Below are 23,798 nucleotides of genomic sequence, written 5' to 3'. Positions count from 1 at the left end.
CCGTCCTGTGCGGCGATTTTCGTCACCGCCGTGGCCGCCAGCGGTGATAATGCCCGCCCATTTCCTTGCCAGTGGAGCCCATCGCCCCATGTTCGTCATCACCCCCCAGGACCCTGAGCTCTACCGCCGGCAGACCCGGCGCAGCACCCTGATCATCGCCCTGGTGTTCATTGCCCTGGCCATGCTGTTCTCCAGCGCCGCGGTGGCGCTGTTCGGCCAGGGTGGCGGCGACAACCTGGTCTGGAATGCCACCGGGGTGGGCGTTGGCCTGCTGGTCTGCGCAGCCCTGGTACGCACTGTGTTCTGGCACCAGCCGTGGATGGCGGCGGCGGTCTATGGCTGGCGCCTCAAGCGCAGCCTGATGCGGGTGACCAACGTCATGCACCAGGTCACCGCCGGGGTGGCCGCCCGTGACCCGGCGGCCCTCAAGCTGCTGCGTTTCTATCACCTGGGGCTGGGCCAGATGCACCAGCTCGATGCCAACTCCAGTGCCCATGGGCAGATGCTCGGCGAGGTGGAGCGGCACCTGGCGCTGCTGGCCGAACAGGGCATCGACCCGAAGCAGGAGCGCCTTCAGGCGCAATGGCTGGAAGCGGTCAAGGCGCACCAGCCACGCTGAGCTAGAGCGCTGCTTCACCATCGAGATAGCGCCACAGGGCCTGGGCTATCTCGTTGGCTTGTCCCTCCTGGCCGAACAGCGTCTGGCCGATCTCCAGGCCCAGTTGCCGGTAGCTTTCGAACTGCGCTTCGTCGAAGAACTGGTCCACGGTGCTCTGGTTGGGAAAGCCCGGGTTGTTGCGGGCGTAATTGCGCACGTCGGGGGCCAGCCCGGCGATCAGGCGCGGCTTGAGCACCAGGATCCGGCAATGGGGCTGGGCGGCGATGCCGCTCTCGCAACCCGGCGCATGGGCATGCACATTGAGCAGTAGCGCGCACTGGCGGCTGTCGGCGTCCGGTGGCTGGCGGAACTGCTCCTGGCTGGCGAACACCGTCTTGAGCAGTGGATGCTGGAGCACGCCCGGGTCCTCGCGGATCTCCAGGGCCTGGTCGATACGCGCCAGGCGCACCAGGTTGGCCAGGTCATCGAAGCGGTAGTCCGGATCGCAGCCGCTGTCGCAGGTCACGATCAGTCGTACCTGGCGTTCCTGGCGCAGCAGTTCGTAGGTGGCGGTGTTCTCGAAGTGCCCACCGTCGGACAGGTATTGGTAATCGCGGCGATGCCCGTGGAAACGCGCCGTCAGTTCGTAGAACAGATAAGCCTGGGTGCTGTAGTAGGTCCAGGGCTTGAGATCCTGGCGCACCCAGTGCTGCTGGCCGGGATCGAGGAAGCGGCTGGGCCACCAGATGCCCAGGCGCACGTTGGCCAGGCCCAGTACCAGCGACATGCCCAGGCTGGTGGCTCGCCCCAGCCCGGTACTGAAGGCCGCGCCGGACACGCCGATCCATCCGCCCAGGCTCAAGGGCAGCATGATCTCCGAGGCTGGGGCCTGTTGCAGGTCGCGGCGGTAGGGCTTGCCGTCCAGGGTGTAGCCTTCGGCCGGGCCGTCGCAGGGGGCGCAGCTACCGTCCAGGGCGGGCGCCCAGTTCGGGGCGATGCACAGCGGCTGGCCCTTGCGATCGCGCTGTACCAGCTGTTCGGCGGGGTCCACCGTGAGGTTCATGGTGACATTGATCAGGTGCACCGGTCCGGCGCTTGGCGTGGCGTAGTACTGCTGCAACGACAGGTCGTCGCTGGACATCGGCTCGGCCACGCTCAGGTAGGTCCGGCGTTGCTGCGCCGGGCCGTTGAAACGCCGGCCATTGGAGGCGCCGAGGTAGGCCCGGGTCAGCCGGGCGCTATAGAAGGCCTGTAGCGACGAGGTATTGAGAAAGCCGATGAAGCGGCCGCTGACGCACACCAGCAGCGCCGTCAGCAGGCTCAGTCCCAGCAGGCGCCAGGCCGCCGCCGCGTCGTAGGCCACCCTGCCACCGTCGTGGGCCACCCACTGCACCAGCAGGGCCCAGCCCAGGCACAGCAGGGCCAGCAGCAGGCCGCCGGCGATCAGCGCCAGTACATCCAGCGGCAGCTTGCGCATCCAGCCTGGCAACGGTTTCTCGTCCTTGAGCAGCACCAGCCGCCGCACCAGCCACATCACCAGCGCCAGCAGGGCCATGGCGCCCAGGGTCCGGTAGGCCTGCAAGTAGCCATACAGCAGCTCGGCGCTGCTCACCAGCAGGGCGAGGAACACCAGCAACGCCACCGCGGCCATGGCCCGGCCCAAGGCCCGGGTGACCTGCACCCGGTAATTGCGCACGCAGTTCTGGCAGGTACTGTCCTTGCCCGGATCGCGGTTGTTGGCCAGGTTGCGCACCAGTTGGCGGGTGATCAGCAGTGCATTGCTGCCCACCAGGGCGGCGGCCAGGGCCAGGACGCCCACGCCATGCCACTGGGCCACGCTATCGGCCAGGCCGCCAGCCAGCCACAGGCCGGCGACCAGCGCCAGCAGGCTGCGGTAGGCCGCGTTGTCCAGGCGCGGCGGCTGGTCCAGGTCGCCCCGGGGAATCACCAGCCAATAAGCCACGGCGCAGGGCAGGGCGAAGAGCAACGCGGCCATCAGCGGCCAGAGCAAGAGGCTGCTTTGGCTCAGCACCTGGAACAGGCTCAGCAAACTGAGCACCAGCACGATCGGCAGGCCGAGCATGGCGTGCAGCGACAACCAGTTGCGCCAAGTCATGGCCAGGGCGTAGAGCATGTCGCCGGCGCCGGTCGGGGTCAGGTAGCGACCGTTTTCCCGCAGCCAGGCCGTAGGCCCCTGGCCGACCGGGCGCTCGGCATAGTCGACGCCGGTGCTGATGCGCCCCGGTGGTTCGAAGCGCAGGGCCTGGTAGGCGTCGCGGGCGGCCTGGCCCACCGGGTCACGGGAGTCCGCAGGGCGCAGGCGGCCGGGCAGGAACAGGCTGGAAAAGAAACTGCCGATGTAACCGCCGCCACTGACCGTGGACAGGTAGTCGAACCGCGACAGCAAGCTACGTTCCTCGGTGTTGGCCGAAGGCTGTTCGGGGTTCGCCTGATGGGCGTCGGGGACCGGTGCCCGGGCCAGCGCCTGCAGGACCCCAAGGCCGAAGGTGGCGCTGCGGATGCCGCCGCCGGACAGCGCCAGGCCCCAGTTTTCCAGGGGTGGCTGCTGCTCCGTGGCGGATTCTTGCAAGCTCAGGCGCCTGAAGCGGATGCGTTGCTGTTCGATCTGGTAGGGAGTATCGGCGGGTGTCATGGGCCTTCCTTGGATACGCAGGGAGCGCTGCGCCGGGCGCCCCGGCAAGCGCCGAGCAGGATACCGGATGCCAGGGCCCGGGTATGCAGCCGGGCCCTGGGACGCCACTTCCGGACCGAGCGTGGCAGCGGGACGACGCAAGGTCCGGTGGTGCGCAGTATGCAAGCGGAGCGGGGTTGGCATGCGCCGGGTGCATGGAAAATTCAAAGGTGGTTATAACGTTAGATTTTATTCATATAAATGGTCATAAGCTTTAGCCGCTATGCTGCCGCCAGTTTTTCACCTGGCCGCATGATCTGTAGGGCTTTATTTGATGGATGTGGGTAATTTCGGTTTTGTCGTCGCAGGCCTGATCGTCGGCTTCATCGTGGGTATGACCGGAGTGGGCGGCGGGTCGTTGATGACCCCGATCCTGCTGTGGTTCGGCATCAATCCGGCCACCGCCGTGGGTACCGACCTGCTGTACGCCGCCATCACCAAGTCCGGTGGGGTGCTGGTGCACCAGAAGAACCGCAATATCGATTGGCGCATCACCGGTTGGCTGACCCTGGGCAGCGTGCCGGCGGTGCTGCTGACCTTGTGGTTCCTGAAGAACCTGCATACCGATCCGCAGTCGCTGAACGCGGTGATCAAGCAAGGTCTGGGCGTGGTCCTGCTGCTGACTGCCCTGGCCATCGTGTTCAAGAAAAAACTCATGGCCTTAGCCCAGCGCCACGGCGGCGACTACCGCCCCAGCGCCGGCGGCCTGAATCTTCTGACCGTGGTCACCGGGTTGATCCTGGGCACCATGGTCGCGCTGACTTCCATCGGCGCCGGGGCCCTGGGCACCGTGGCGCTGTTCCTGCTCTATCCGTTCCTGGCCACCAAGCGCCTGGTGGGCACCGAGATCGCCCACGCCGTGCCCCTGACCCTGGTGGCGGGCCTGGGCCACGCCAGCATGGGCAACATGGACTGGGAGCTCCTGGGGTTCCTGCTGATAGGCTCGCTGCCGGGCATCTGGCTGGGCAGCCACATGACTGGCCGGGTCTCCGATGAACTCCTGCGCCCGTGCCTGGCGGTGATGCTGTTCTCCATCGGCTACAAGCTGGCGTTCTGAGCTTTCGCGCCGGGCCATTCTTGCCCGGCGATCATCCGTGCTGGGCGCCAGGCTCAGCGTCGCCTCAAGAAGCCTTGCCCAGCCACTCCTGCGCCGAGCGCCATAGGCAGATCCCGAGGAAGTAGGCCGAAGCGGCCAGCCACAGGCCCATGATCGCCGGGTTGTGCTGCGGGTGGCCGAGGATCAGCAAGGCGCCGCTGAGCAGCCAGACGAAGGTCACGATGATGTTCACCGGCATCCACTTGCGGACCCGGAACGGATGCAGGAACTGCACCCGGGTAGCCGTCAGCAGGGCCAGGACGAAGATGCTCAAGAGGGTGGTCCAGGGGCCCGGCTCGATCAGGTAGAAACACAGCGCGACTACGTTCCAGGCGGCGGGAAAGCCCTGGAAGTAGTTGTCGTGGCTCTTCATGTTGACGTTGCAGAAACACAAGAGCGACGACAGCAGGATCAGCGAGGTGGCCAGCAAGGCGCTGTATTCCGGCAGCGGAATGTAGCGATAGATGAACAGCGCCGGGATGAACACGTAGGTCAGGTAGTCGATCACCAGATCCAGCACCGAGCCGTCGATGTTGGGCAGCACCGAACTGGTCTTGACCTTGCGGGCCAGGGAACCGTCGACGCCATCCACCAAGAGCGCCACTCCCAGCCACAGCAGGCAGGCCTTGGGCTGGTTGTCGAACAGCGCCAGGGTCGCCAGCAGGGCGCTGACCACTCCGGTAGCGGTGAAGCCATGGGCGCCCCAGGCTTTGATTCTGGCGATTTGCATTGTCGTGATCACGGGGCGTCTCTCCGGCGGCTTGGATACCTGGCCGGTTGCCTGCAGCACGCTGGCAACCCGGGCCCGGTTGCAGTTATCGACCGGAAAGCGGCGTGGAAGGTTCAGCGTGCAAGCCTGCGCCTGCAAATCTGCGGGTTTGCGGACTCGGTCTTGGTACAGCCGAGCCGCCGTTGGCCAACCTTGCCTAGGTAAACGGTCGAGGGGATTCATTGAGTCTAGGCGCCTTGGCCAAGGCGACAAGCCAGGCGCCACGTAGCCGTTGCCGGCCCGTGGCGCCTGGCTCGAGGGGCGTCGAGGGGCGCCCTTAGCGTGGGCTATCCAGGGCGTCGAGGATCTTGTGGGCGGCCTTGATCCGTTCCTCGTTGGGGTAGTTCTTGTTGGCCAGCAGCACGATGCCCACCTGCTGGCCAGGTACGAACAGGACGTAGGCGCCGAAGCCGTTGGTGGAGCCGGTCTTGTTGTACAGCGCGTCGGCCTTGGGCGGCTGGGCCGGGGTCAGCCATTGCACCGGATGCGGCTCCAGGGCCATCGGTGTCGAGTTACCGGCCATCAGCCGCGCCAGGGGCACGGGGTAGGCGTAACGCTCCCAGCCCAGCCCCTGGGTCATGTCGCCCACCTGGTAGTAGCCGCTTTGGGTACTGGCCAGGGCCTTTTGCAGGGTGCCGTCGAGCTGCCCCGGTTGCAGGTTGTCGGCAACGAACTGCAGCAGGTCCGGGGCGCTGGTCTTGACCCCGTAGGCTTCGGCGTCCAGGGGGCCGGGCCCGACGCGCACTGGCCGGTTCTGCTTGTCGTAGCCCTGGGCGTAGTGCTCCAGCTGGTCCTTGGGCACGTGGAGGTAGCTGTGCTTGAGGGCCAGTTTGGGAAACAGCAAGCCTTCCATCAACTGGTCGAATGGCTGGCCCAGGCTACGGGCGGCCAGGTAGCCGAACAGGCCGATGCTGGGGTTGGAATACTGGCGCTGGGTGCCGGGTTCGAAGCGGGGTTTCCAGGTGTTGTAGTAGTCCAGGGTCTTGGCCTCGCCCTGGACTTCATCGGGGAACTGCAGCGGCAGGCCGCCAGCAGTGTAGGTGGCCAGCTGCAACAGGCTGACGCCGTCGAAGACGCTGCCGCGCAGGGCCGGCAAGTACTGGCTGGCGGGGTCTTGCAGGGCCAGCTTGCCGCTGGCCTGGGCATAACCGCCGAGGGTCGCGGTGAAGGTCTTGCTCACCGAACCCACCTCGAACAGGGTGTCGTTGTCCACCGGTCGCTGATTGTCCTTGGAAGCGATGCCGTAGTTAAAGTAATGTCGCTGGCCGCCAGCGATGATCGCCACCGCCATGCCGGGGATACCCTGCTGGTGCATCAGGGGGCGGATGGTGGCATCCACCGTGGCTTTCAGCGCGTGCTCGGGGCTGGTTTCGGCCAGGGCGTGGGGCGCGAGGACGAGCAGCGCGCAGGCGCTGATCATGGTCAATCCGGTCAAGGTTGTTTGCCGCATGATTATTGGTTTTCCATGTTTTTTAGTGGTGTTGGCCGCAGGCTTCCAAGCGGCTCTGCGGTTTGCGTGAGCGGTTTGAACGCTCCGCTGCGCAAGGCCCGTGGATCTTTCCTGGCAGGGAAGGACAGCGTGCAGGTCGCACGAGCGACGCCAAATTTAGGCAGTCTGCGTAGGATCGACAAACGACGATATCTCGCGCTAGCCATTAGAAAAACTAAGGCTCTAATATGCTCAGACCTCATCTACCCCTCAATGCCCTGCGCGCCTTCGAGGCTTCCGCGCGTCACTTGAGCTTCACCCGCGCGGCCATCGAACTGTGCGTGACCCAGGCTGCCGTCAGCCACCAGGTCAAGAGCCTGGAGGCCCAGCTCAACGTCACCCTGTTCAAGCGCCTGCCCCGGGGGCTGATGCTCACCAGCGAGGGCGAGACGCTGCTGCCGGTGCTGCGCGAATGCTTCGACCGCATCGCCCAGACCCTGGGGCGCTTCGATGGCGGCCACTATCGCGAGGTGCTGACGGTGGGGGCGGTGGGCACCTTCGCCGTGGGCTGGTTGTTGCCACGTCTGGGGGATTTCCAGGCGCGCTTTCCCTATATCGATCTACGCCTGAGCACCAACAACAACCGGGTGGACGTGGCCGCCGAGGGCCTGGACTATGCCATCCGCTTCGGCAGCGGGGCCTGGCACGGCACCGAGGCGTTGCAGTTGATGCAAGCGCCGCTGTCGGTGTTGTGCGTGCCGGAGATCGCCCGCCAGTTGCAGGCCCCGGCGGACTTGCTGGGCCAGACCCTGCTGCGTTCCTATCGCACCGATGAATGGCCGCAGTGGTTCGAGGCCGCGGGCCTCGGGAGCAATACGCTGTTGCCGCAAAGCATCGTCTTCGATTCGTCCCTGGGCATGCTCGAAGCGGCCCTGCAAGGCTTGGGCGTGGCCCTGGCGCCGCCGATGATGTTCGAGCGACAACTGGCCAGCGGCGCGATAGAGCAACCCTTTGCGGTGGGCATCGTCACCGGCAGCTACTGGCTGACCCGCCTGCAATCCCGCACGGAAACCGCGGCCATGAGCATCTTCAAGGGCTGGTTGCTGGAGCAGGCTGCCCCCTAGCCGCTGCCGAGCCTGCGAGGCTGGGCCAAGGCCCGCGGGGCCTTCAGCGATCGACCAGGCCACCTTGTACTTGCGGTCGCTGCTGTCGCTAGCCCAAGCACTGTCCCATCGTTCAGTAGCGCCAATGACCGGGTACCCAGACCCATTGGTCAGCGCGCCAGCGGTAATGCCCGGCGACCCAGTGGTAGCCCGGTGCTGGCGCCACCGGTACCACTTCGACGATCGGCGGGGGTGGCCGACGCGGGTGCGCCGGGGCAACGACACAACCGGCCAGGGTGGTGCCGAGCAGGGTGGCGATCAGAAGGCTTTGCAGGACGCGATACATGGTCAGGTTTCCTGAATATGAATAGCCGGCCCGCCACATTGATGGGCCGTTGCTGATTGAACGTGGGGCAGCAGGAAATCCGTCGCTGGTGGTTCAGTTGCCCAGTGCCGCGCGGTTTTTCCCAGGCCCCCGCAGGTGCATCGATTCCACCAGGTGCTGGCGTTCCTGGAGCGACAGGCTGCCGGCAAATTGCGCGAGGGCTTCGTCGACCCGAGCCCGCAAGGCCATGTCGGCGTCCCGCGACCTGCCCAGTTCGGCGTCCAGGGCGTTGCGGTCCAGCGGCTCGGCCTGCAGTTCGCGGACCACCGCCTGGCGTGCCTCGCGCCCGGCCAGCAGCAGTGGCTGGCTGTCGTTGCGGGTTTGGCGCAACAGCTGGCGCAATTCTCGCCGGCGTTCCTGCGGCAGTTGCGCCATGGCCTGGCGCAGGCCGTGCTGGGGGACGGCCAGGGCTTGCACCGGCCGGGGCTGGCCCAACCACTGGTAGAGCCCGCCGGCCACACCGCCGATCAGGAACACGTTGAGCAGCAGCGACAGCACCAGGAAGGTTTTCCAGGGACGTGGGGACAGGTTCACTGCTCGGCCTCCTCGGTATTGATGCTCAGGACGAATTCCGCGTCGCTCTGGTCGAAGACGCTGGGCAGGGCTTCGCTGGAATGCGGCAGCGGCAGGCTCAGGGCCACGGCGAGCATGCCTGCGGCTATCCCGCTCAGGCCCACTCCGGCCCATCCCAGGGACGCCAGCCAGGTGTGATGACGCCCCCAGAACGAGGCGCGACGCTGGTAGGGCGCCGCGCTGGCGATGATGCGCCGGACCAGCTCCGGGCTCGGCTTGGGCACCGGATGGCGGTCGAGGCGGCGGTCGAGCCAGTCCGCCTGCTGCAGGGCCGCGAAGGCCTGCGGGTGGCCCGAGTCCAGTACTTCGCGGGCTGCCTCACGCTCGCCGGCGGGCCAGCGACCCAGGTCGGCTCCATAGGCGTCGGCCAGCTGCACAAAACGTTCGGGGGTCATGGTGTTCTCCTTCCTGAGAGGTCCGCGCCGGGGGGCTCGGCGAGGTGGCTGCGCAAATTGCGCCGGGCCCGCGACAGCAGGCTTTCCAGGGCCTCGACGCTGATGTGCATCAGCGCCGCGGCCTCGATGTTGGACAGCTCCTGGTAGTACTGCAGGACGATCGCCTCACGCTGGCGTTCCGGTAGCTGCTGCAGGGCCCAGGCCATGCGTCGGTCCTCGGCCTCGGCTTCCAGCTGGGCGAGGGGCAGTGGCGCGTCATCGGCGAGCTCGACGGCCTGTTCGGCATCGATGCTCAAGTGTTCCTTGCGCCGGCGCAGGCGGTCGTAGCACAGGTTCAGCGCGACCCGGTGCAGCCAGGTATCGAAGCGCGCTTGCTCGTTGCGCCAACTGGCCGCCTGTTTCCAGATCCGCAGGAAACTCTCCTGGGCGATGTCCCGGGCTTCGTCGGCATCTCCCAGCAGGCGGCCGGCCAGGGCCAGCAGGCGCGGCAGCTTGCGGGTGACCATTTCTTTCACGGCCTGGGCTTCGTTGTTGCCGATGCGGGCCAGCAGTTCCAGGTCCGGGTCGGTATCGTTCAAATGGGCGGTTCTCGGTCCGGTGGCGGGGCAGTTCCTGTGACGACAGCTCAGCGGACCCAGTGGCCTTCGATCCAGTACCAGTTCGGCCCTCGGGCCTGCCAATGCCCGGGGACCCACTGGCCACGGCGCATCACCGGCTGCCAGTGGCCCGGCACCCAGGCGTAGCCACGCCCATGCCAGCGCCAATGGCCGCGATCCCAGGCGTAGCCAGGGCGGGCCCCCGGGGCTGCTTCGTAGCGCAGGGGGGGCGGGGCTTGCTGGATGATCACGGTCTGGGCGAACGAGGGACTGCTGGCCAGGGCGCTGAACGCCAGGGGGACCAGCAGCAGGAAACGGGCGAGCTTCATGATGACTCCTTCAGACCTGCGTTGGCTGATGAACGCAGCTGATGGGTTCAACGATAGATGGCGGCGCAATCCGTCGCGGCGCGATGAAATATTTTTTGGCGGATGGTTCAACCCGGATTCAGCCTGGCAACGGCGAGAAAGTTTCTCGCCAGGGCGACGGAAAGGCCGCGGCCGGGACGTTCAAGGGGTATCCGGGGCACATCCTCCGGCAATACCGAGCAACCCACGAGGAATCGATCATGTCGCGTCGTATCGCACTGCTGTTGGTCATGGCCACCCTGCTGTCCCTGGGCGGCTGCGTGGTGTACCCCGGGCACTATCATCATTGTTGCTACCGCTATGGCTACTACCGCTAGCCCCGCCTCGGGCCGCGCCGTGGTTGGCTAAGGGCTGGCCCCCCGGCACAATGGCCGGCCTTGCCATGCAGCCCACAGGGGCGGCGGGCAACCGATGCAACCGTTGCAGGGAGCGAGATGCTCGAATTCGACCAGCAGGATGAGCTTCAGGACCCGGACGCCATCCCGCGTCCGGTTTGCGCCTTGCGCATCTCGGCCCAGGAGGAGCGCTGGGAGCGACCCTGGCATAGCCACCGCAAGGCGCAGTTGTTGTTCCCCCTGGCCGGGGTGCTCAGTTGCGAAAGCGCCGAGGGCCTGTGGTTGGCGCCGCCGCAATGCGCCGTATGGATTCCCAGCGCGGTCGCGCACCGGGTCCAGGGGCTGGAGCATGCCCAGGGTTACTGCCTGTTCGTCGAGCCGGAGCAGGCTCGGGACCTGCCCGCTGCCTGCTGTACCCTGGCGGTCTCACCCTTGTTGCAGGAGCTGTTGCGCCGTTGTGCGCAGTTGCCGCAGCTCTACGACCTGGATGGCGCCCAGGGGCGATTGATGGCGGTGGCCCTGGACGAGCTGGCCGTTGCCCCACGGGAGCAGATCCACCTGCCCATGCCCCGGCATGGGCAACTGCGCCGCCTGGCCCAGCAGATTCTCGAACAGCCGCAGCAGCGCCTGAGCCTGGAGCAGTGGGGCGAGCTGATCGGTCTCAGCGAGCGCAGCCTGAGCCGCTTGATCCTGGCCGAAACCGGCCTGAGTTTCGGGCGCTGGCAGCGCCAGCTGCATATCCTGCTGGGGCTCAAGCAACTGGGACGCGGCGATTCGGTGGAGCGGGTGGCGCTGACCCTGGGTTATGACAGCGCCAGTGCCTTCATTCGCATGTTCAAGAAGGCCGTGGGCCAGCCGCCCGGGCGTTTTTTCGCCGAGCGCCGCCAGGTCCTGGACAGCGACCTGTAATTTCGCTTCACACCTATTCCTGTAGCCGCCGAGCCTGCGAGGCGGCGCCCGCCCAATCGGACACCCGGGATTTACCGGTGCTACGCGCCCGTGCGCAGCCTGCGGCAGCGGCTACACGACGCGGCGGCCTGGTGGTGATCTTTGGCTGGATTGATCAATAACTTGTCGATATTGACTGATGCGGACAGATTGCCTCTCGAAGATGATAAGCATTCTTGTTTGAAAGCCATCATGAGGTGTCCCATGTACTTCGATCACCAGCATTTTCCCCTGGTCTGGATGCGTCACGCCGCCCCCGGTCCGGGCCTTGAAATCGACCCCTTCCAGCAACTCGAGCAACTCATGGAGCGCGGCCATGCCTTCGTCTTGTTGAGCGAGGGCATGCCAGATCCGCAAGAGCGCGCCAGCGAGCAGAGCCTGGCCTTGCTCAAGCAGGGATCGTTGTGGATGAAGCGCCACAAGGCGGCGCTGCGGCGTTGGATCAAGGCGATGATCGTGGTCGCCCCGGAGCCCGAGGCCCAGGCCGGGGTCGAGGCCTTTGCCGGCAATTACGAGAAGTTCTGGGGGTATCCGCTGTTGCACAGCGCATCGCCATTGGCGGCGGCGCACCTGGCCCAGCGCCTGCTCACCCCGTCACGCAACAACCAGCACAACTGGTAGGGGCGGGCATCACTCGTGCTGGTGGCCGGGCCAGGTTTCTGTCGGGAAGTAGGCTTCCAGGCCAGGCTCCAGGTGCTCGATCCCGGCCTTGATCCAGTAGCAGGTCAGGCGCGAGTAGTTGTCCAGGTCACCGCGCACCAGGCAGGTGGAACTGTGCCCCGGCCAGCTGAAGCGCAACACTTCGGCCTCGCCCATCACCGCCCGCTCCACCTTGCCGATGGCCGTGGTGGTCTGGCCATTGAGAGTCTTGATCAGGGTCAGGGCCTGGTTTTCGAAGCGGATCACCGCCGTGCCGGAATATGTCGGGCCGCCGTCGGGCTCCTTGCCGATGAACAGGTAATGCCCGGGCACCAGGCTGTAGTAGATATGCGGTTCGGGAGCCTGGGCGGCGTGGGCGGCCAGGCTGCCCAGCAGCACCCCGAGCAGGGTGGTGGCCAGGCGCGGTAGAAATGGCATCGGGGCTCGATCCTGTAGGGAGAGGGGCATGATTCCAGACTCGACGGCACAGATAAATACCTGTGCCGTCCAAGCGCGTTGCGCTGATCAGGGATGTTCCATCACGACCAGGGCCAGGGTGTCCGGTTCCAGCGCTTCGAACAGATGCGGGGTACTGGCGCTGTACTTGATGTAGTCGCCGGGCTCCAGGCTCAGCGGCTGTTCCAGCGGCCCGGCCAGCGCTCGTCCGCGGCACAGCAAGACATGTTCCACCGTGCCCGGTGGATGGGCGCTGGACTGTCGAGGCCGGCCGGGCTGGGCGAGCACCCGGTACAGGTTGCGCTGCGCTCCGGGCGGGCAGTTGTCCAGCAGCGTGGCGGCATAGGGCGCATCTTCGGCGTGCACGGTCATGCCTTCGTGCGCGCGGATCACCTTCAGTTGCGGGGCGGGCTGCTCCAGGAACTTGGTGACTTGCAGGCCCATGGCCATGGCCAGGGCCCACAGTGTCTCGATGCCGGGATTGCCCACCCCGCCTTCCAGTTGCGACAGGGTGGACTTCGCCACCCCGGCCCGCTTGGCCAATTCCGAGACCGACAACCCGGCGTTCAGGCGCTCGCGCTTGATGGCGTGGGCCAGCAGGCCGATGGGGGACAGTCCGTTCATTTCGTTCGTTTTATCGTTCATATCGTCTATTAAATCATCCTTGAAGTGCTTGACGGGCATAATTCGCTCTGTTCATTATGTCGATCTATCGTTCGTTTTAATGACTATTGCTCGCCGTGCCCCGGAGTTTCTCATACCGGGTCGCGCCCGGGCGCCTGCCAACAGGAAGCACAGGATGCAGACCAAGACTCGCGGAACCCTGGAAATGCTCGCGGCCATGGCCATCTCCGGCACCGTGGGCTGGCTGGTGGTGGGCTCGGGACAGGCGCCCTGGGTCGTGGTGTTCTGGCGCTGTGTGTTCGGGGCCCTGGCGATGTTGCTGGCTTGCGCCGGCCTGGGCCTGTTGCGAGGCTTGCGCTTGAGCGGGCGCCAGGTGGCGCTGATCGCCCTGGGTGGTTGCGCGCTGATGCTCAACTGGGTGTTGTTGTTCAGCGCCTACAGCCAGGCGTCGATCGCCGTGGCCACCGTGGTCTACAACACCCAGCCGTTCATGCTGGTGGGCCTTGGGGCATTGCTGTTCGGTGAGCGCCTGACGCCGGGCAAGCTCGGCTGGCTGGCCCTGGCCTTCGCCGGAATGCTGTTCATCGTCGGTGCCCGGCCTGCCTCGGGAATGGTCGGCGGCGACTATCTGCTTGGAATCCTCCTGGCCCTGGGCGCGGCCTTCTTCTATGCCATCGCCGCGGCTACCACCAAGCATCTGCGCGAAGTCCCGGCGCCGTTGATCGTGCTGCTGCAGATGCTGCTCGGCATGCTGCTCAGCGCGCCTTTCGCCTTGGCTTCGCTGCCAGCGCCCGCCGGCGAGGCCTGGTTCTACCTGGTGACCATCGGCGTGATCCACACCGGCTTGATGTCGACCTTGCTCTATGGCGCCATCCAGCGGCTGTCCACGGTGCTGGTGGGGGCCCTGTCGTTCATCTATCCGCTGGTGGCGGTGCTGGTGGACTGGCTGGTCTTCGGCCATCGCCTGGGTTGGCTGCAGGTCCTGGGTGGCGCGGCCATCCTGCTGGCCGCCGCCGGGCTCAATCTTGGCTGGAGCCTGCGCTTGCGCAGCGTCCGTGAAGGCCGGGCGACATGGGGCTGAGCCTGCGCCTGCTGGACTTTCCCTATGCCCAGGCGTGGCAGTTGCTGCACTGCCTGGCCCACCTGCAACCGTGCCTGGGGGATTGGCTGGTGGCCGGGCAAACCCACCTGTTCGTCGAACCGCCAAGGTTCTATAGCCGCTAGGAGGCGAGCGGTCGGCAAGTCCATTGCCGGCATTAATGCGAAGCATTACTATTCACGCCCCACCTTTCCAGCGCATCGCGATGACAGCCAAGCCGCCCCGCAGAACAGGCTTTTTCGAGCATTACGAAGAGTTGATCGGTACCTGGACCCGGCGCTTGCGCAATCGCCAGCAGGCCGAGGACCTGGCCCACGACACCTTCGTCCGGGTGCTGGAGTCCGACGCCGCCAGCGTGCAACAGCCGCGGGCCTACCTGCACCAGACCGCGCGCAATATCGCCGTGGATGCTTTTCGCCGTGAAGACCGGCGCGCCGGCCTGGAAGAACACCAGGCCCAGCTTGGCGTGTCGCCCAGCGGCGATCCTGAACATTTCATGCATGCGTTGCAGTTGGCCGCGTCCGTCGAGCGGGCGCTGGGCGAATTGCCGGTGAACTGCCGCAAGGTGTTCGTCTGGCAGAAGATCGAGGGCCTGACCCAGGCCGAGATCGCCGAGCGCCTGGGGCTGTCAAAAAACATGGTGGAAAAGTATATGATCCGCACCCTGCGGCACCTGCGCGAGCGCCTGGATGGGTCGCTGCCATGAGTCGCAAGGTTTCTTCACCCTCTGCCAAACAGGATTCCGCATGATGGACAGCCGCGCTTGTGCCTGTGGACAGGCCAAGGTTCGGGATGAGGCGGCGCAGTGGTTCGTGCGCCTGCAAGAGCCCGGGCTGAGCCAGGAGCAACAGGCGGATTTCCAGCACTGGCTGGCCGAACACCCGCAACACCACCATGAGTGGCAAGTGCTGCAGTCGTTGTGGGCCGCTGCCGAGCTGGTGCCGGCGGCACGCTTGCGGGCCCTGTGCGCCGAGCCTGCGGCTACCGGCAGGCGGCGCCCGTGGTTGCGTGTCGCCGCGGCCGCTGCGGTGCTGGCCGTGGCGGTGGCCCTGGGTACGTTCAGCGGCCTGGGCCCGACGACTTCCTATAGCGCCAGCTTCGCCACCGCCCTGGGCGAGCGGCGCCTGGTGGCCTTGCCCGACGGCTCGCAGGTCGAACTCAACAGCCGCAGCCGGCTTCAGGTCCGTTATACCCAGGACCAGCGCCTGGTGGAGCTGGAGGAGGGCGAGGCCCTGTTCAGCGTCGAGCACGACAGCGCCCGACCCTTCGTGGTGAATGCCGGCCCGGGCAAGGTCACGGTGACCGGGACCCGTTTCGACGTGCGCCGCGACCCGCAACAGACCCGGGTCGTGGTGGCCCAGGGGCGGGTCAAGGTCCAGGGCCGACAGGCTGGCGCCGATGACTTCATCACCCTGACCCCGGGCCTTGGGACCCATGTCGACGCCCAGGGCCGGGTGGCCACGGCCTACGCGGTGAATCCCGAGAATTCGACGGCCTGGCGCCACGGCAAGCTGGTGTTCGACAACGCCCGGCTGGCCGATGTGCTGGCCGAGGTCGCGCGCTACCGCCAGCAGCCGTTGCACCTGGCCAGCCCGGCGCTGGGTGAGTTGCGCCTGACCAGCGTATTCAAGTCCGATGACACCGACGCCCTGCTAAAAGCCCTGCCGAGCATCCTGCCGGTGGCGGTACGCACCCGGGCCGACGGCAGCCAGGAAATTTTTCCCCGTTAGATTCAGGTTTTTTTTCAGTTCGTCGTCTTCTTGTCCAACGCAACTGGTTTGCATTAACAGACGCACCCTGGTGCGATCCACAGGACAGCCGCCGACGTGACAAAAATAACCGTTCTTCCTGCCGTATCACCGTTGCCCACCCGCCGCTGGCTGCCTCTGGCGCTGGCCCTGGCGGTGTCGGCCGCATTGCCCCAGGCCCAGGCCGCACAGGGCACCAATGCCATCCACATCCAGTCCCAGCCTTTGGGCCAGGCCCTGGGCCAGCTGGGTTTGCAGACTTCACTGCAACTGTTCTTCAGCCCCGAGCTGGTGGCCGGCAAGCAGGCCCCGGCGGTGGACGGCAACCTCTCCCCGGAGCAGGCCCTGGGCCAGTTGCTCCAGGGGAGTGGCCTGCAGTACCGGATCGACGGCAGCTCGGTGACCTTGAGCCCGGCCCCGGCTGCCGCCGCCGGTAGCCTGCAACTGGATTCCACCAGTATCAGCGTGGTGGGCGATTGGTTGGCCGATGCCGATGCCGAGAAAGTCCAGAACCATCCGGGAGCACGCACGGTGATCCGCCGCGAGGCCATGGTCGAGCAGGGCGCGATGAACGTCGGCGATGTGTTGCGCCGGGTACCGGGGGTGCAGGTGCAGGACGCCAACGGTACCGGCGGCAGCGATATCGCCCTGAACGTCGGCGTGCGCGGCCTGACCTCGCGCCTGTCGCCGCGCTCCACGGTGCTGATCGACGGTGTGCCGGCGGCCTTCGCGCCCTACGGCCAGCCGCAGTTGTCCATGGCACCGATTTCCTCGGGCAACCTGGACAGCATCGATGTGGTGCGCGGCGCCGGTTCGGTACGCTACGGACCGCAGAACGTCGGTGGGGTGATCAACTTCGTGACCCGGGCCATCCCGGAGAAAGCCACCGGGGAAATCGGCACGACCCTGGAAACCTCCCAGCGTGGCGGCTGGAAGCACATCGACACGGCGTTCCTCGGCGGTACCGCCGACAACGGCCTGGGGGTGGCGCTGCTGTATTCCGGGGTCAATGGCAACGGCTACCGCGAGCGCAACAATGGCAACGACATCGACGACGTGATCCTCAAGACCCACTGGGCACCCACGGACCAGGACGATTTCTCGCTGAACCTGCATTACTACGATGCCACCGCCGACATGCCCGGCGGTTTGACCCAGAAGCAGTACGACGCCCACCCCTACGACTCCGACCGGGACTGGGACAACTTCAGTGGCCGGCGCAAGGATGTGTCGTTCAAGTACCTGCGCCAGGTGGACGACCGTACCCAGTTCGAGGTGCTGACCTACTACTCCGACAGCTTCCGCGGCAGCAACATCGCCGCCCGCGACCAGAAGACCCTGGTGTCCTACCCGCGCACCTACTACACCTTCGGCATCGAGCCCCGGGTGTCCCATGTGTTCGACCTCGGGCCCACCACCCAGGAGGTCAGCCTGGGCTACCGCTACCTGAAGGAAGGCATGCATGAGCAGGCCAGTCGCGTGGCCCTGGTGAACAACCAGCCGGTGCTGACCAAGGATTCCGATGGCCACGTCTACCAGGATCGCACCGGCGGCACCGAGGCCCATGCCTACTACATCGACGACAAGATCGACGTCGGCAACTGGACCATCACCCCGGGGATCCGCTTCGAGGACATCAGCACCCGTTGGCATGACCGGCCGGTGCCGGGCACCGATGGCGTGCGGGTCCAGGAGAAGCGCCGCAGCATCGACAGCAACGAGGCGCTGCCGGCGCTGAGCGTGATGTACCACCTGTCCGACGCCTGGAAGCTGTTCGCCAACTACGAGACCTCCTTCGGCAGCCTGCAGTACTTCCAGCTGGGCCAGGGCGGCCAAGGCGACCAGACCGCCAACGGCCTGAGCCCGGAAAAGGCCAAGACCTACGAAATCGGCACGCGCTACAACGACGATGTCTGGGGTGGCGAGGTGACCCTGTTCTACATCGACTTCGACGATGAACTGCAATACATCAGCAACGACGTGGGCTGGACCAACCTCGGCGCCACCAAGCACCAGGGCCTGGAAACCTCCATGCACTACGATCTCGCTGCCCTGGACCCACGGCTGCAAGGGCTGACCGCCAGCGCCGGCTTCACCTATACCCGAGCCAGCTACGAAGGCGAGATCCCCGGCTTCAAGGGCCGCGACCTGCCGTTCTATTCGCGTCAGGTGGCCACCCTCGGGCTGCGCTACGACATCGACCACTGGACCTACAACATCGATGCCTTCGCCCAGTCCGGGCAGCGTTCGCCAGGCACCGGGGTGAAGAGCAACGGCAGCTTCACCGGCAACTACATCACTGAGGGCAGCGCCGACGGCCAGTACGGCGACATGCCCGGTTATGTGCTGTGGAACATCCGTGGTGGCTATGACTTCGGCCCGCAGTTGTCGAACCTGAAGCTGGGCGCCGGGGTGAAGAACGTCTTCGACCGCCAGTACTACACCCGCTCCAGCGACAACAACTCGGGGATCTACGTGGGCGCGCCACGGACCTTCTTCGTCCAGGCCAGCGTCGGTTTCTGAGACGTGCCGCCGCGGCTGGCTTCGTGTAGCCGCTGCCGCAGGCCGCGCAGCAGACGCTGGTGTCGTCGGCGCGTCGGGCCTGGCACGGCCGGGTGCGAGGCCTGCGGATGCTGCGCCCCTGTGCGCAGCTTCGCAGGCTCAGCAGCGGCTAGATGGCCGGGGGCTCAGACCTTGAGCACCTTGCTGCTGGCGGCCACTGCCAAGAGCGCCGCGGCGATCAGGCCGAAGGCCGCGCTCAGGCTGCTGCCATGGGCGATGAAGCCGATCACCGCCGGCCCGGCGAGGATGCCGGCGTAACCCAGGGTGGTGATGGCCGGGACGGCGATGGCCTCGGGCATGACCTTCTGCTTGCCCACCGCGGTGTACAGCACCGGCACTATGTTCGAGCAGCCGGCGCCCACCAGGGCGTACCCCAGCAGCGCCGCTTCCCAGGCCGGGGCCAGAGTGGCCAGCAGCATGCCGGCCGCCGCGGTGGCACCACCGATGAAGATCACCCGACGGGCGCCCAGGCGATGGACGATGGCATCGCCAGTCAGGCGCCCGGCGGTCATGGTCAGGGCGAAGGCCGCATAACCCAGGCCGGCGTAGGCGGTGTCCAGGCCGCGCTCGGCGGTGAGGAACACCGCACTCCAGTCCAGCACCGCGCCTTCGGCCAGGAACACCACGAAGCACAGGCACCCGATGAACAGCACCACGCCGTGGGGCACGGCAAAGGCTGGCCCCGAGCTCTGGCTGCCGTAGGGCAGCATGTGCGGCGCGGACTTGGCCAGGGCCAGCAGCATCAGCACCACCGCCACCAGGGTCGCTCCCAGGGGCGACAGGCCCAGGCCCAGCAAGGCGCTGACGCCGGCGGCGCCGACGATCCCGCCGAGGCTGAACATGCCGTGGAACCCCGACATCATGGTCTTGCCGCTGGCTCGTTCGACGATCACCGCTTGCAGGTTGACCGTGGAGTCCACGGTGCCGAGCCCGGCGCCGAACATGAACAGGGCGAACATCAGCGACGGCGCCGACGCCAGGATCGCCAGCAAGGGCAGGGCAATGCAGATCAGCAAGGTGCCGGCGGCCATCACCCGCCGGCAACCATGGCGCGCGGCCAGTGCGCCGGCGATGGGCATCGCCAGGATCGAGCCCACGCCCAGGCACAACAGCAACAGGCCCAGGGTGCCTTCGTCGAGTCCGGCCCGGCTCTTGGCGTAGGGCACCAGCGGAGCCCAGGCGGCGATGCCGAACCCGGCGATGAAATAAGCCACGCGGGTGGACATCTGTTCGAGGCGGCCGGGGGTGGCCTGGAAGTGGGTGTTGCTGGCAGTCATAAAAATCCTTGCTGGCCGGGCATCGTGCGGGGGGCCGCCGATCGTGCCGTTTCGCCGACCCTGTACTGGTGGGGGCGGTGTCGGTGGCGTCTTCAATATTGATCAGGAGCATGGGCGAACGGACATCCAGGGCCGGCCATGGGGTGGTTGCCTGAACCGCCCACGGCGGCGGATTAGCCGGCCGCCTGCGGTCGAGCCGTTCGTTGCCGGCCGCCAGGTAGCGCAGGGCACCCCATGCGGCCGAGTCGGGGATTGTGACAAATCTGGCGAGCCAAGGTTGCAGAAATCACCAGGCCAGTCCTGCTCGCGATGAGCGTCGCGGTCGATCAGCCCAGGGGTGTGGAACAGGTGCCGTGCTGTCCGGGCAACCCTTCCTCCGGACGCAGAGCAGGAGCCGGCAAGTGCTTGAAGCTGCCACCGAACCAGCTCGCAGGGCCGGAATAAACTTGCGCAGGCCGGGCGTCGGTTACGCATAATCGCGCGCCGTCGCGCAATATCATTCCACCCATGCCTGCCGTACCCGGAGCCCCATCATGACCACCAGCCTCGACGCCTACGACCTCAAGCTGCTCGCCGAGCTGCAGCGCGATGCCAGCACCGCGCAGAGCGAACTGGGGTTGCGGGTCAACCTGTCCACCGCAGCGGTCAACCGGCGCCTCAAGCGCCTGGCCGAGGAAGGGGTGATCGAACGCTATACGGCGGTGGTCGCCCCGGATGCCCTGGGCCATGAGCTGAGCATCATCGTCGAGGTGGAGGTGGAGAGTGAGCGGGTCGACCAGCTCGATGCGCTCAAGCGCAGCTTCCAGGCCTGTCCCCAGGTCCAGCAGTGCTACTACGTGGCCGGCGAGTGCGATTTCGTGCTGATCTTCTGCGTGCGCAGCATGGCCCAGTACAACCAGCTGACCCGCGAGCTGTTCTTCGACAACGCCAACGTCAAGCGCTTCAAGACCCTGGTGGCGATGAACCGGGTCAAGGTCGGGCTGGAAGTCCCCACCGCCTGAGACTCAGCCTTGCTGCAGGGCCTGGACCAGGAAGTCGACGAATACCCGGACCTTCTGCGACAGGTGCCTCTGGCTGGGATACAGGGCATAGATGTGCCGGCTGGGCAGGCTTTGTTCCGGCAACAGCCGCTGCAACTGGCCGCTGTCGAGCAGCGGTTGGGCGACGAAGTCGGGCAGGGCGCCGATGCCCAGGCCGGCCACCAGCATGTCGGCCAGCATCAGGCTGTTGTCCACCGCGAAGTGCACTGGCAGCTCCAGCCGGGTTTGCCCTTCGGGACCTTCCAGTTGCCAGCGCCCGGGGTGCTCGGCCAGGCGATAGGCCAGCCAGCGATGCCGGTGCAGGTCGGCGATGCCCACCGGCGCGCCCTGGGCCTGGAGGTAGGCCGGCGCAACGCAGATCACCTGCTCGACCTGGCCCAGGTGGCGGGCGATCAGCGATGAGTCTTCCAGTTGGCGGCGGATCCGCAGCGACACGTCGAAACCCTCGCCCACCACATCCAGCACCTGATCGTTGAGGGTCAGGTCCACTTGCAGTTGCGGATAGCGCTGCATGAAGGCCACCAGGATCGGCGACAGCACCTTGAGTCCGAACGACAGCGGCGCGTTGACCCGCAGGCGCCCGCCGGGCTCGCTCGATCCGGCCTGGGTGGCGCGTTCCAGGGCGTCCAGTTCGTCCAGCAGGTGGCAGCACTCGGTGAAGTAGCTTTGCCCGGCTTCCGAAAGGCTCATGCGCCGGGTGGTACGCAGGATCAACAAGCTGCCCAGGCGCTCTTCCAGCTGCCGGACCTGCTTGCTCACCGCGGCGGTGGACTGCCCGAGGTCGGCGGCGGCGAGGCTGAAACTGGCGCGTTCCACCACCCGGCGAAAGGTGCGCATGGCCATCAGTACATCCATATTGTTTCCCTTGAGTTGAATATCTATTCACTAATCGGCTGATTATCTCTGAATAGCCGCCCAATACCATGGCCACTTCTATTTCAAAGGAGTGTTGTCATGGGTATCCGCGCAATGTCGAAAATCCTTCCCGGGGTCCTCGCCCTGTCGCTCGTCAGCGCCGCTTGCAGCGCCGCCACCGCGCAGCAGCCAGACGTGGGCATCAGCCCCTGGGGGCCGAAGGACGAGATCGGCCGCCTGAACCTGATCACCCCCGAATCGCGAGCGGCGATCATGTCCCGGGTCAGCGGCGAGCAGGCCTACGACCTGGCGGTGGACTACTTCGTCGGCATGCCCAGCTGGCAGGCCGCCGGTGATCCGCCGTACCAGATGTGGATGACCCACACCCCCCACGGCAATGTGATCGCCGACCCGATGCAGGTCGGCGAGCCGATGAACCAGCACGTCAGCTACAGCGGTTCGGCGGTGTCGATGTACGCTCACATGGGCACCCATATCGACGCCCTCAACCACTTCGGGCTCAACGGCAAGATCTGGAACGGCTTCCGCGCCGACCAACACCTGGGCGACCGGGGCTGGAACGTCACCGGGGCCGAGAAGCTGCCACCGATCATTGCCCGCGGGGTGATGATCGACGTCGCCGCAGCCAAGGGCCTGGACCAGTTGGCCGACAGCTACCGGGTGACCCGCGCCGATCTCAAGCAGGCCCTGGCCAAGCAGAAGGTGGCCCTGGAGAAGGGCGATGTGGTGTTGATCCGCACCGGGCGCATGCGTGACTACGAGAATGCCCAGGTGTACATGGCCAACCCGCCGGGCCTGAGCCTGGATGCCGCCAAGTTCCTGGTGGAAGAGGGCGGTGCCATGGTGGTGGGGGCCGACAACCTGAGCTTCGAGACCTTCCCGTCCGAGGTCGAGGGCAACTATCTGCCACTGCACACCTACCTGCTGGCGATGCAGGGCGCGCCGATCATGGAGTTGGTGAATCTCGAGGGCCTGGCCCGGGACAAGGTCTACCAGTTCGCCTTCATCGGTGCCTCGCTCAAGCTGCGGGGGGCCGATGCGGCGCCGATCCGGCCGATGGCCCTGCCGATTCGCTGATCGATCCTCTGGTACAGCCGCGGCATTGGTCGTAATGTCAGCGGCTGGTTTTTTTCGGGGATGGGGCGATGGCGGCGTTCTACGATGCACGGGGCAATATCTATGGCGTGGTCTCGCCGGCGGCGTTGCGGCGCCTGGGGGTGGCCCTGCCGGGCACTGCGGCCCAGGCGGCGCGGGATCGACGGCTATGGGCCGAGCAGGCCATCGCCGCCTTGTGCGACTGGGCGCCGGGCAGCCGCCCGGCCGGAGCCAAGGCCCACCGCAGCGATGGCCTGCTGGTGGGGCCGTTCCAGGAGGCGGCGCCGTTCGATCTGCTGATCGTCAACACCGACGGCACCCTGGCCGAGCGCAGCGGCAACGGCCTGACGATCTTCTCCCAGGCCCTCACCGAGCAAGGGTTGCTGCCGGACCCGGGGCAGACTGTGTTGCAGGTCCATCACGACCAGGGCGCCGGCCTTTCGCCAGTGACCACGGTCGTGGAACCAGCCCAGGTGGCGGGTGTGCAGGGCTTCTGGCTGGATCTCGGGCAACCGGCGTTCGGTCCCGAGGCGGTGGCGGCCCTGGGCGTCGAGGCGGTGACGTTCAATGGACGCCAACTGAGCCAGGTCAGCCCGTTGCAGGCCTTGAACCCGCAATGGGAATACAGCCAGTTCGTGCGGGTCGGCAATCCCCATTGCGTGACCCTGGTGGATGAGGCTGGCGCCTTGCCGGACAACCGGCAGATGCTTGAGTCGCCCTTGGCCGAGGGCCTGACCGCCACTGCCTTCGCCTTGCCGGTGGGCAGTGGCGAGCCGTGCCCGGCCGGGGTCAACCTGCAATGGGCGGCGCGCGAATCGGGGCAACGCATCGTGGCCCGGGTGTTCGAGCGGGGCGAGGGGCCGACGGCGTCCTCCGGCACCAGTGCCAGTGCCGTGGCCTGCGCCGCCTGGCGGGTGGGTTGGGTCAAGGCCGGCGAGGTCCAGGTGGTGATGCCGGGCGGCACCGCGCCGCTGCGCCTGGAGGAGCGCGACGGAGTCCTGCATCGCGTGAGCCTGTTCGGCACCGCCCAGCGCATGCCCCTGTAGCCGCTGCCGAGCTGGCGAGGTTGCGCCCGGGCGCGCAGCGGCCGTGAAG

The 23,798-nt window shown here is 66.5% G+C and carries 25 protein-coding genes; 13 read left to right on the top strand and 12 right to left on the bottom strand.

Annotated elements, in window-relative coordinates:
• The first annotated feature begins 88 nt into the window (after positions 1–88).
• Positions 89–619, top strand: coding sequence for a DUF3087 family protein (locus tag GDH07_RS27180; RefSeq protein ID WP_152899451.1), 531 nt, complete (start codon positions 89–91; stop codon positions 617–619).
• Between the two features lies 1 nt (position 620).
• Here GDH07_RS27180 and GDH07_RS27175 read toward each other — a convergent pair whose 3' ends face one another.
• The gene (locus GDH07_RS27175) at positions 621–3,251 is read right to left on the bottom strand and encodes a patatin-like phospholipase domain-containing protein (RefSeq protein ID WP_152899450.1); all 2,631 of its coding nucleotides are present in this window, start codon (positions 3,249–3,251) and stop codon (positions 621–623) included.
• Positions 3,252–3,564: 313 nt separating this feature from the next.
• On the opposite strand from GDH07_RS27175, the gene GDH07_RS27170 reads away from it, so the two are divergent.
• Complete coding sequence (locus tag GDH07_RS27170) at positions 3,565–4,347, top strand: sulfite exporter TauE/SafE family protein (RefSeq protein ID WP_152899449.1); 783 nt, start codon at positions 3,565–3,567, stop codon at positions 4,345–4,347.
• A gap of 64 nt (positions 4,348–4,411) precedes the next feature.
• Here the strand turns inward: GDH07_RS27170 and pcsA are convergent, their stop codons facing one another.
• Entirely contained in the window at positions 4,412–5,128 is a 717-nt protein-coding gene (gene pcsA, locus GDH07_RS27165) for a phosphatidylcholine synthase (RefSeq protein WP_085600145.1), read from the bottom strand.
• Positions 5,129–5,432: 304 nt separating this feature from the next.
• Positions 5,433–6,605, bottom strand: coding sequence for a class C beta-lactamase (gene ampC, locus GDH07_RS27160; protein ID WP_152899447.1), 1,173 nt, complete (start codon positions 6,603–6,605; stop codon positions 5,433–5,435).
• Between the two features lie 227 nt (positions 6,606–6,832).
• On the opposite strand from ampC, the gene GDH07_RS27155 reads away from it, so the two are divergent.
• Positions 6,833–7,708 (top strand): LysR family transcriptional regulator, encoded by an 876-nt coding sequence (locus tag GDH07_RS27155; protein WP_022639802.1) that lies wholly within the window; start codon positions 6,833–6,835, stop codon positions 7,706–7,708.
• Positions 7,709–7,820: 112 nt separating this feature from the next.
• Here GDH07_RS27155 and GDH07_RS27150 read toward each other — a convergent pair whose 3' ends face one another.
• From GDH07_RS27150 to GDH07_RS27130, 5 genes are all read right to left on the bottom strand, one after another.
• Positions 7,821–8,033: a YXWGXW repeat-containing protein gene (locus tag GDH07_RS27150; RefSeq protein WP_053137318.1), complete on the bottom strand. Its 213-nt coding sequence runs from the start codon at positions 8,031–8,033 to the stop codon at positions 7,821–7,823.
• 93 nt (positions 8,034–8,126) lie between these two features.
• Positions 8,127–8,606: a periplasmic heavy metal sensor gene (locus GDH07_RS27145; RefSeq protein WP_022639797.1), complete on the bottom strand. Its 480-nt coding sequence runs from the start codon at positions 8,604–8,606 to the stop codon at positions 8,127–8,129.
• A complete protein-coding gene (locus tag GDH07_RS27140; RefSeq protein ID WP_152899446.1) occupies positions 8,603–9,040 on the bottom strand; it encodes a hypothetical protein in 438 nt (145 codons plus the stop codon). Before GDH07_RS27140 ends, GDH07_RS27145 begins: the two co-directional genes overlap by 4 nt.
• Entirely contained in the window at positions 9,037–9,669 is a 633-nt protein-coding gene (locus GDH07_RS27135) for an RNA polymerase sigma factor (RefSeq protein WP_256224249.1), read from the bottom strand. Before GDH07_RS27135 ends, GDH07_RS27140 begins: the two co-directional genes overlap by 4 nt.
• Complete coding sequence (locus tag GDH07_RS27130) at positions 9,666–9,965, bottom strand: YXWGXW repeat-containing protein (protein WP_053137324.1); 300 nt, start codon at positions 9,963–9,965, stop codon at positions 9,666–9,668. The genes GDH07_RS27135 and GDH07_RS27130 overlap by 4 nt, the downstream gene beginning before the upstream one ends.
• A 473-nt stretch (positions 9,966–10,438) precedes the next feature.
• Between GDH07_RS27130 and GDH07_RS27125 the strand changes: the two genes are divergently transcribed.
• Both GDH07_RS27125 and GDH07_RS27120 read left to right on the top strand, forming a co-directional pair.
• On the top strand, positions 10,439–11,248 hold the full coding sequence (locus tag GDH07_RS27125) for an AraC family transcriptional regulator (protein WP_152899445.1): 810 nt from the start codon (positions 10,439–10,441) through the stop codon (positions 11,246–11,248).
• A 243-nt stretch (positions 11,249–11,491) separates the two neighbouring features.
• Positions 11,492–11,908, top strand: a complete 417-nt coding sequence (locus GDH07_RS27120; RefSeq protein ID WP_152899444.1) for a hypothetical protein — start codon at positions 11,492–11,494, stop codon at positions 11,906–11,908.
• Between the two features lie 9 nt (positions 11,909–11,917).
• Here the strand turns inward: GDH07_RS27120 and GDH07_RS27115 are convergent, their stop codons facing one another.
• Entirely contained in the window at positions 11,918–12,364 is a 447-nt protein-coding gene (locus tag GDH07_RS27115) for a hypothetical protein (protein WP_152899443.1), read from the bottom strand.
• An 87-nt stretch (positions 12,365–12,451) separates the two neighbouring features.
• Positions 12,452–13,027, bottom strand: a complete 576-nt coding sequence (locus GDH07_RS27110) for a helix-turn-helix domain-containing protein (protein ID WP_022639789.1) — start codon at positions 13,025–13,027, stop codon at positions 12,452–12,454.
• Between the two features lie 154 nt (positions 13,028–13,181).
• Between GDH07_RS27110 and GDH07_RS27105 the strand changes: the two genes are divergently transcribed.
• The 5 genes from GDH07_RS27105 to GDH07_RS27090 all read left to right on the top strand — a co-directional run bounded on the left by GDH07_RS27105 (position 13,182) and on the right by GDH07_RS27090 (position 18,376).
• On the top strand, positions 13,182–14,087 hold the full coding sequence (locus GDH07_RS27105) for a DMT family transporter (protein WP_152899442.1): 906 nt from the start codon (positions 13,182–13,184) through the stop codon (positions 14,085–14,087).
• Entirely contained in the window at positions 14,078–14,230 is a 153-nt protein-coding gene (locus tag GDH07_RS32410) for a hypothetical protein (RefSeq protein ID WP_022639787.1), read from the top strand. Before GDH07_RS27105 ends, GDH07_RS32410 begins: the two co-directional genes overlap by 10 nt.
• Positions 14,231–14,310: 80 nt before the next feature.
• Entirely contained in the window at positions 14,311–14,811 is a 501-nt protein-coding gene (locus tag GDH07_RS27100; protein WP_152899441.1) for an RNA polymerase sigma factor, read from the top strand.
• 40 nt (positions 14,812–14,851) lie between these two features.
• The gene (locus GDH07_RS27095) at positions 14,852–15,835 is read left to right on the top strand and encodes a FecR family protein (protein WP_152899440.1); all 984 of its coding nucleotides are present in this window, start codon (positions 14,852–14,854) and stop codon (positions 15,833–15,835) included.
• Between the two features lie 96 nt (positions 15,836–15,931).
• Complete coding sequence (locus GDH07_RS27090; RefSeq protein WP_343038347.1) at positions 15,932–18,376, top strand: TonB-dependent siderophore receptor; 2,445 nt, start codon at positions 15,932–15,934, stop codon at positions 18,374–18,376.
• A gap of 164 nt (positions 18,377–18,540) precedes the next feature.
• Here GDH07_RS27090 and GDH07_RS27085 read toward each other — a convergent pair whose 3' ends face one another.
• Positions 18,541–19,692 carry an MFS transporter gene (locus GDH07_RS27085; RefSeq protein WP_022639783.1) on the bottom strand — a complete coding sequence of 384 codons (1,152 nt, stop codon included), beginning with the start codon at positions 19,690–19,692 and terminating at the stop codon, positions 18,541–18,543.
• Between the two features lie 533 nt (positions 19,693–20,225).
• On the opposite strand from GDH07_RS27085, the gene GDH07_RS27080 reads away from it, so the two are divergent.
• On the top strand, positions 20,226–20,693 hold the full coding sequence (locus GDH07_RS27080; protein WP_022639782.1) for an Lrp/AsnC family transcriptional regulator: 468 nt from the start codon (positions 20,226–20,228) through the stop codon (positions 20,691–20,693).
• Positions 20,694–20,696: 3 nt separating this feature from the next.
• On the opposite strand, the gene GDH07_RS27075 is transcribed toward GDH07_RS27080, so the two are convergent.
• The gene (locus GDH07_RS27075; protein ID WP_152899439.1) at positions 20,697–21,587 is read right to left on the bottom strand and encodes a LysR family transcriptional regulator; all 891 of its coding nucleotides are present in this window, start codon (positions 21,585–21,587) and stop codon (positions 20,697–20,699) included.
• Positions 21,588–21,686: 99 nt separating this feature from the next.
• On the opposite strand from GDH07_RS27075, the gene GDH07_RS27070 reads away from it, so the two are divergent.
• Together GDH07_RS27070 and GDH07_RS27065 are read left to right on the top strand one after the other, a co-directional pair.
• Complete coding sequence (locus GDH07_RS27070; RefSeq protein ID WP_022639779.1) at positions 21,687–22,685, top strand: cyclase family protein; 999 nt, start codon at positions 21,687–21,689, stop codon at positions 22,683–22,685.
• Positions 22,686–22,753: 68 nt separating this feature from the next.
• Complete coding sequence (locus GDH07_RS27065; RefSeq protein WP_053137349.1) at positions 22,754–23,749, top strand: diaminopimelate epimerase; 996 nt, start codon at positions 22,754–22,756, stop codon at positions 23,747–23,749.
• Positions 23,750–23,798: the final 49 nt, after the last annotated feature.

This window comes from Pseudomonas piscis (assembly GCF_009380155.1).
GTDB lineage: Bacteria > Pseudomonadota > Gammaproteobacteria > Pseudomonadales > Pseudomonadaceae > Aquipseudomonas > Aquipseudomonas piscis.
Note: the sequence above shows the minus strand (reverse complement) of the source record. Positions and strands in the feature narration are given on the sequence as shown.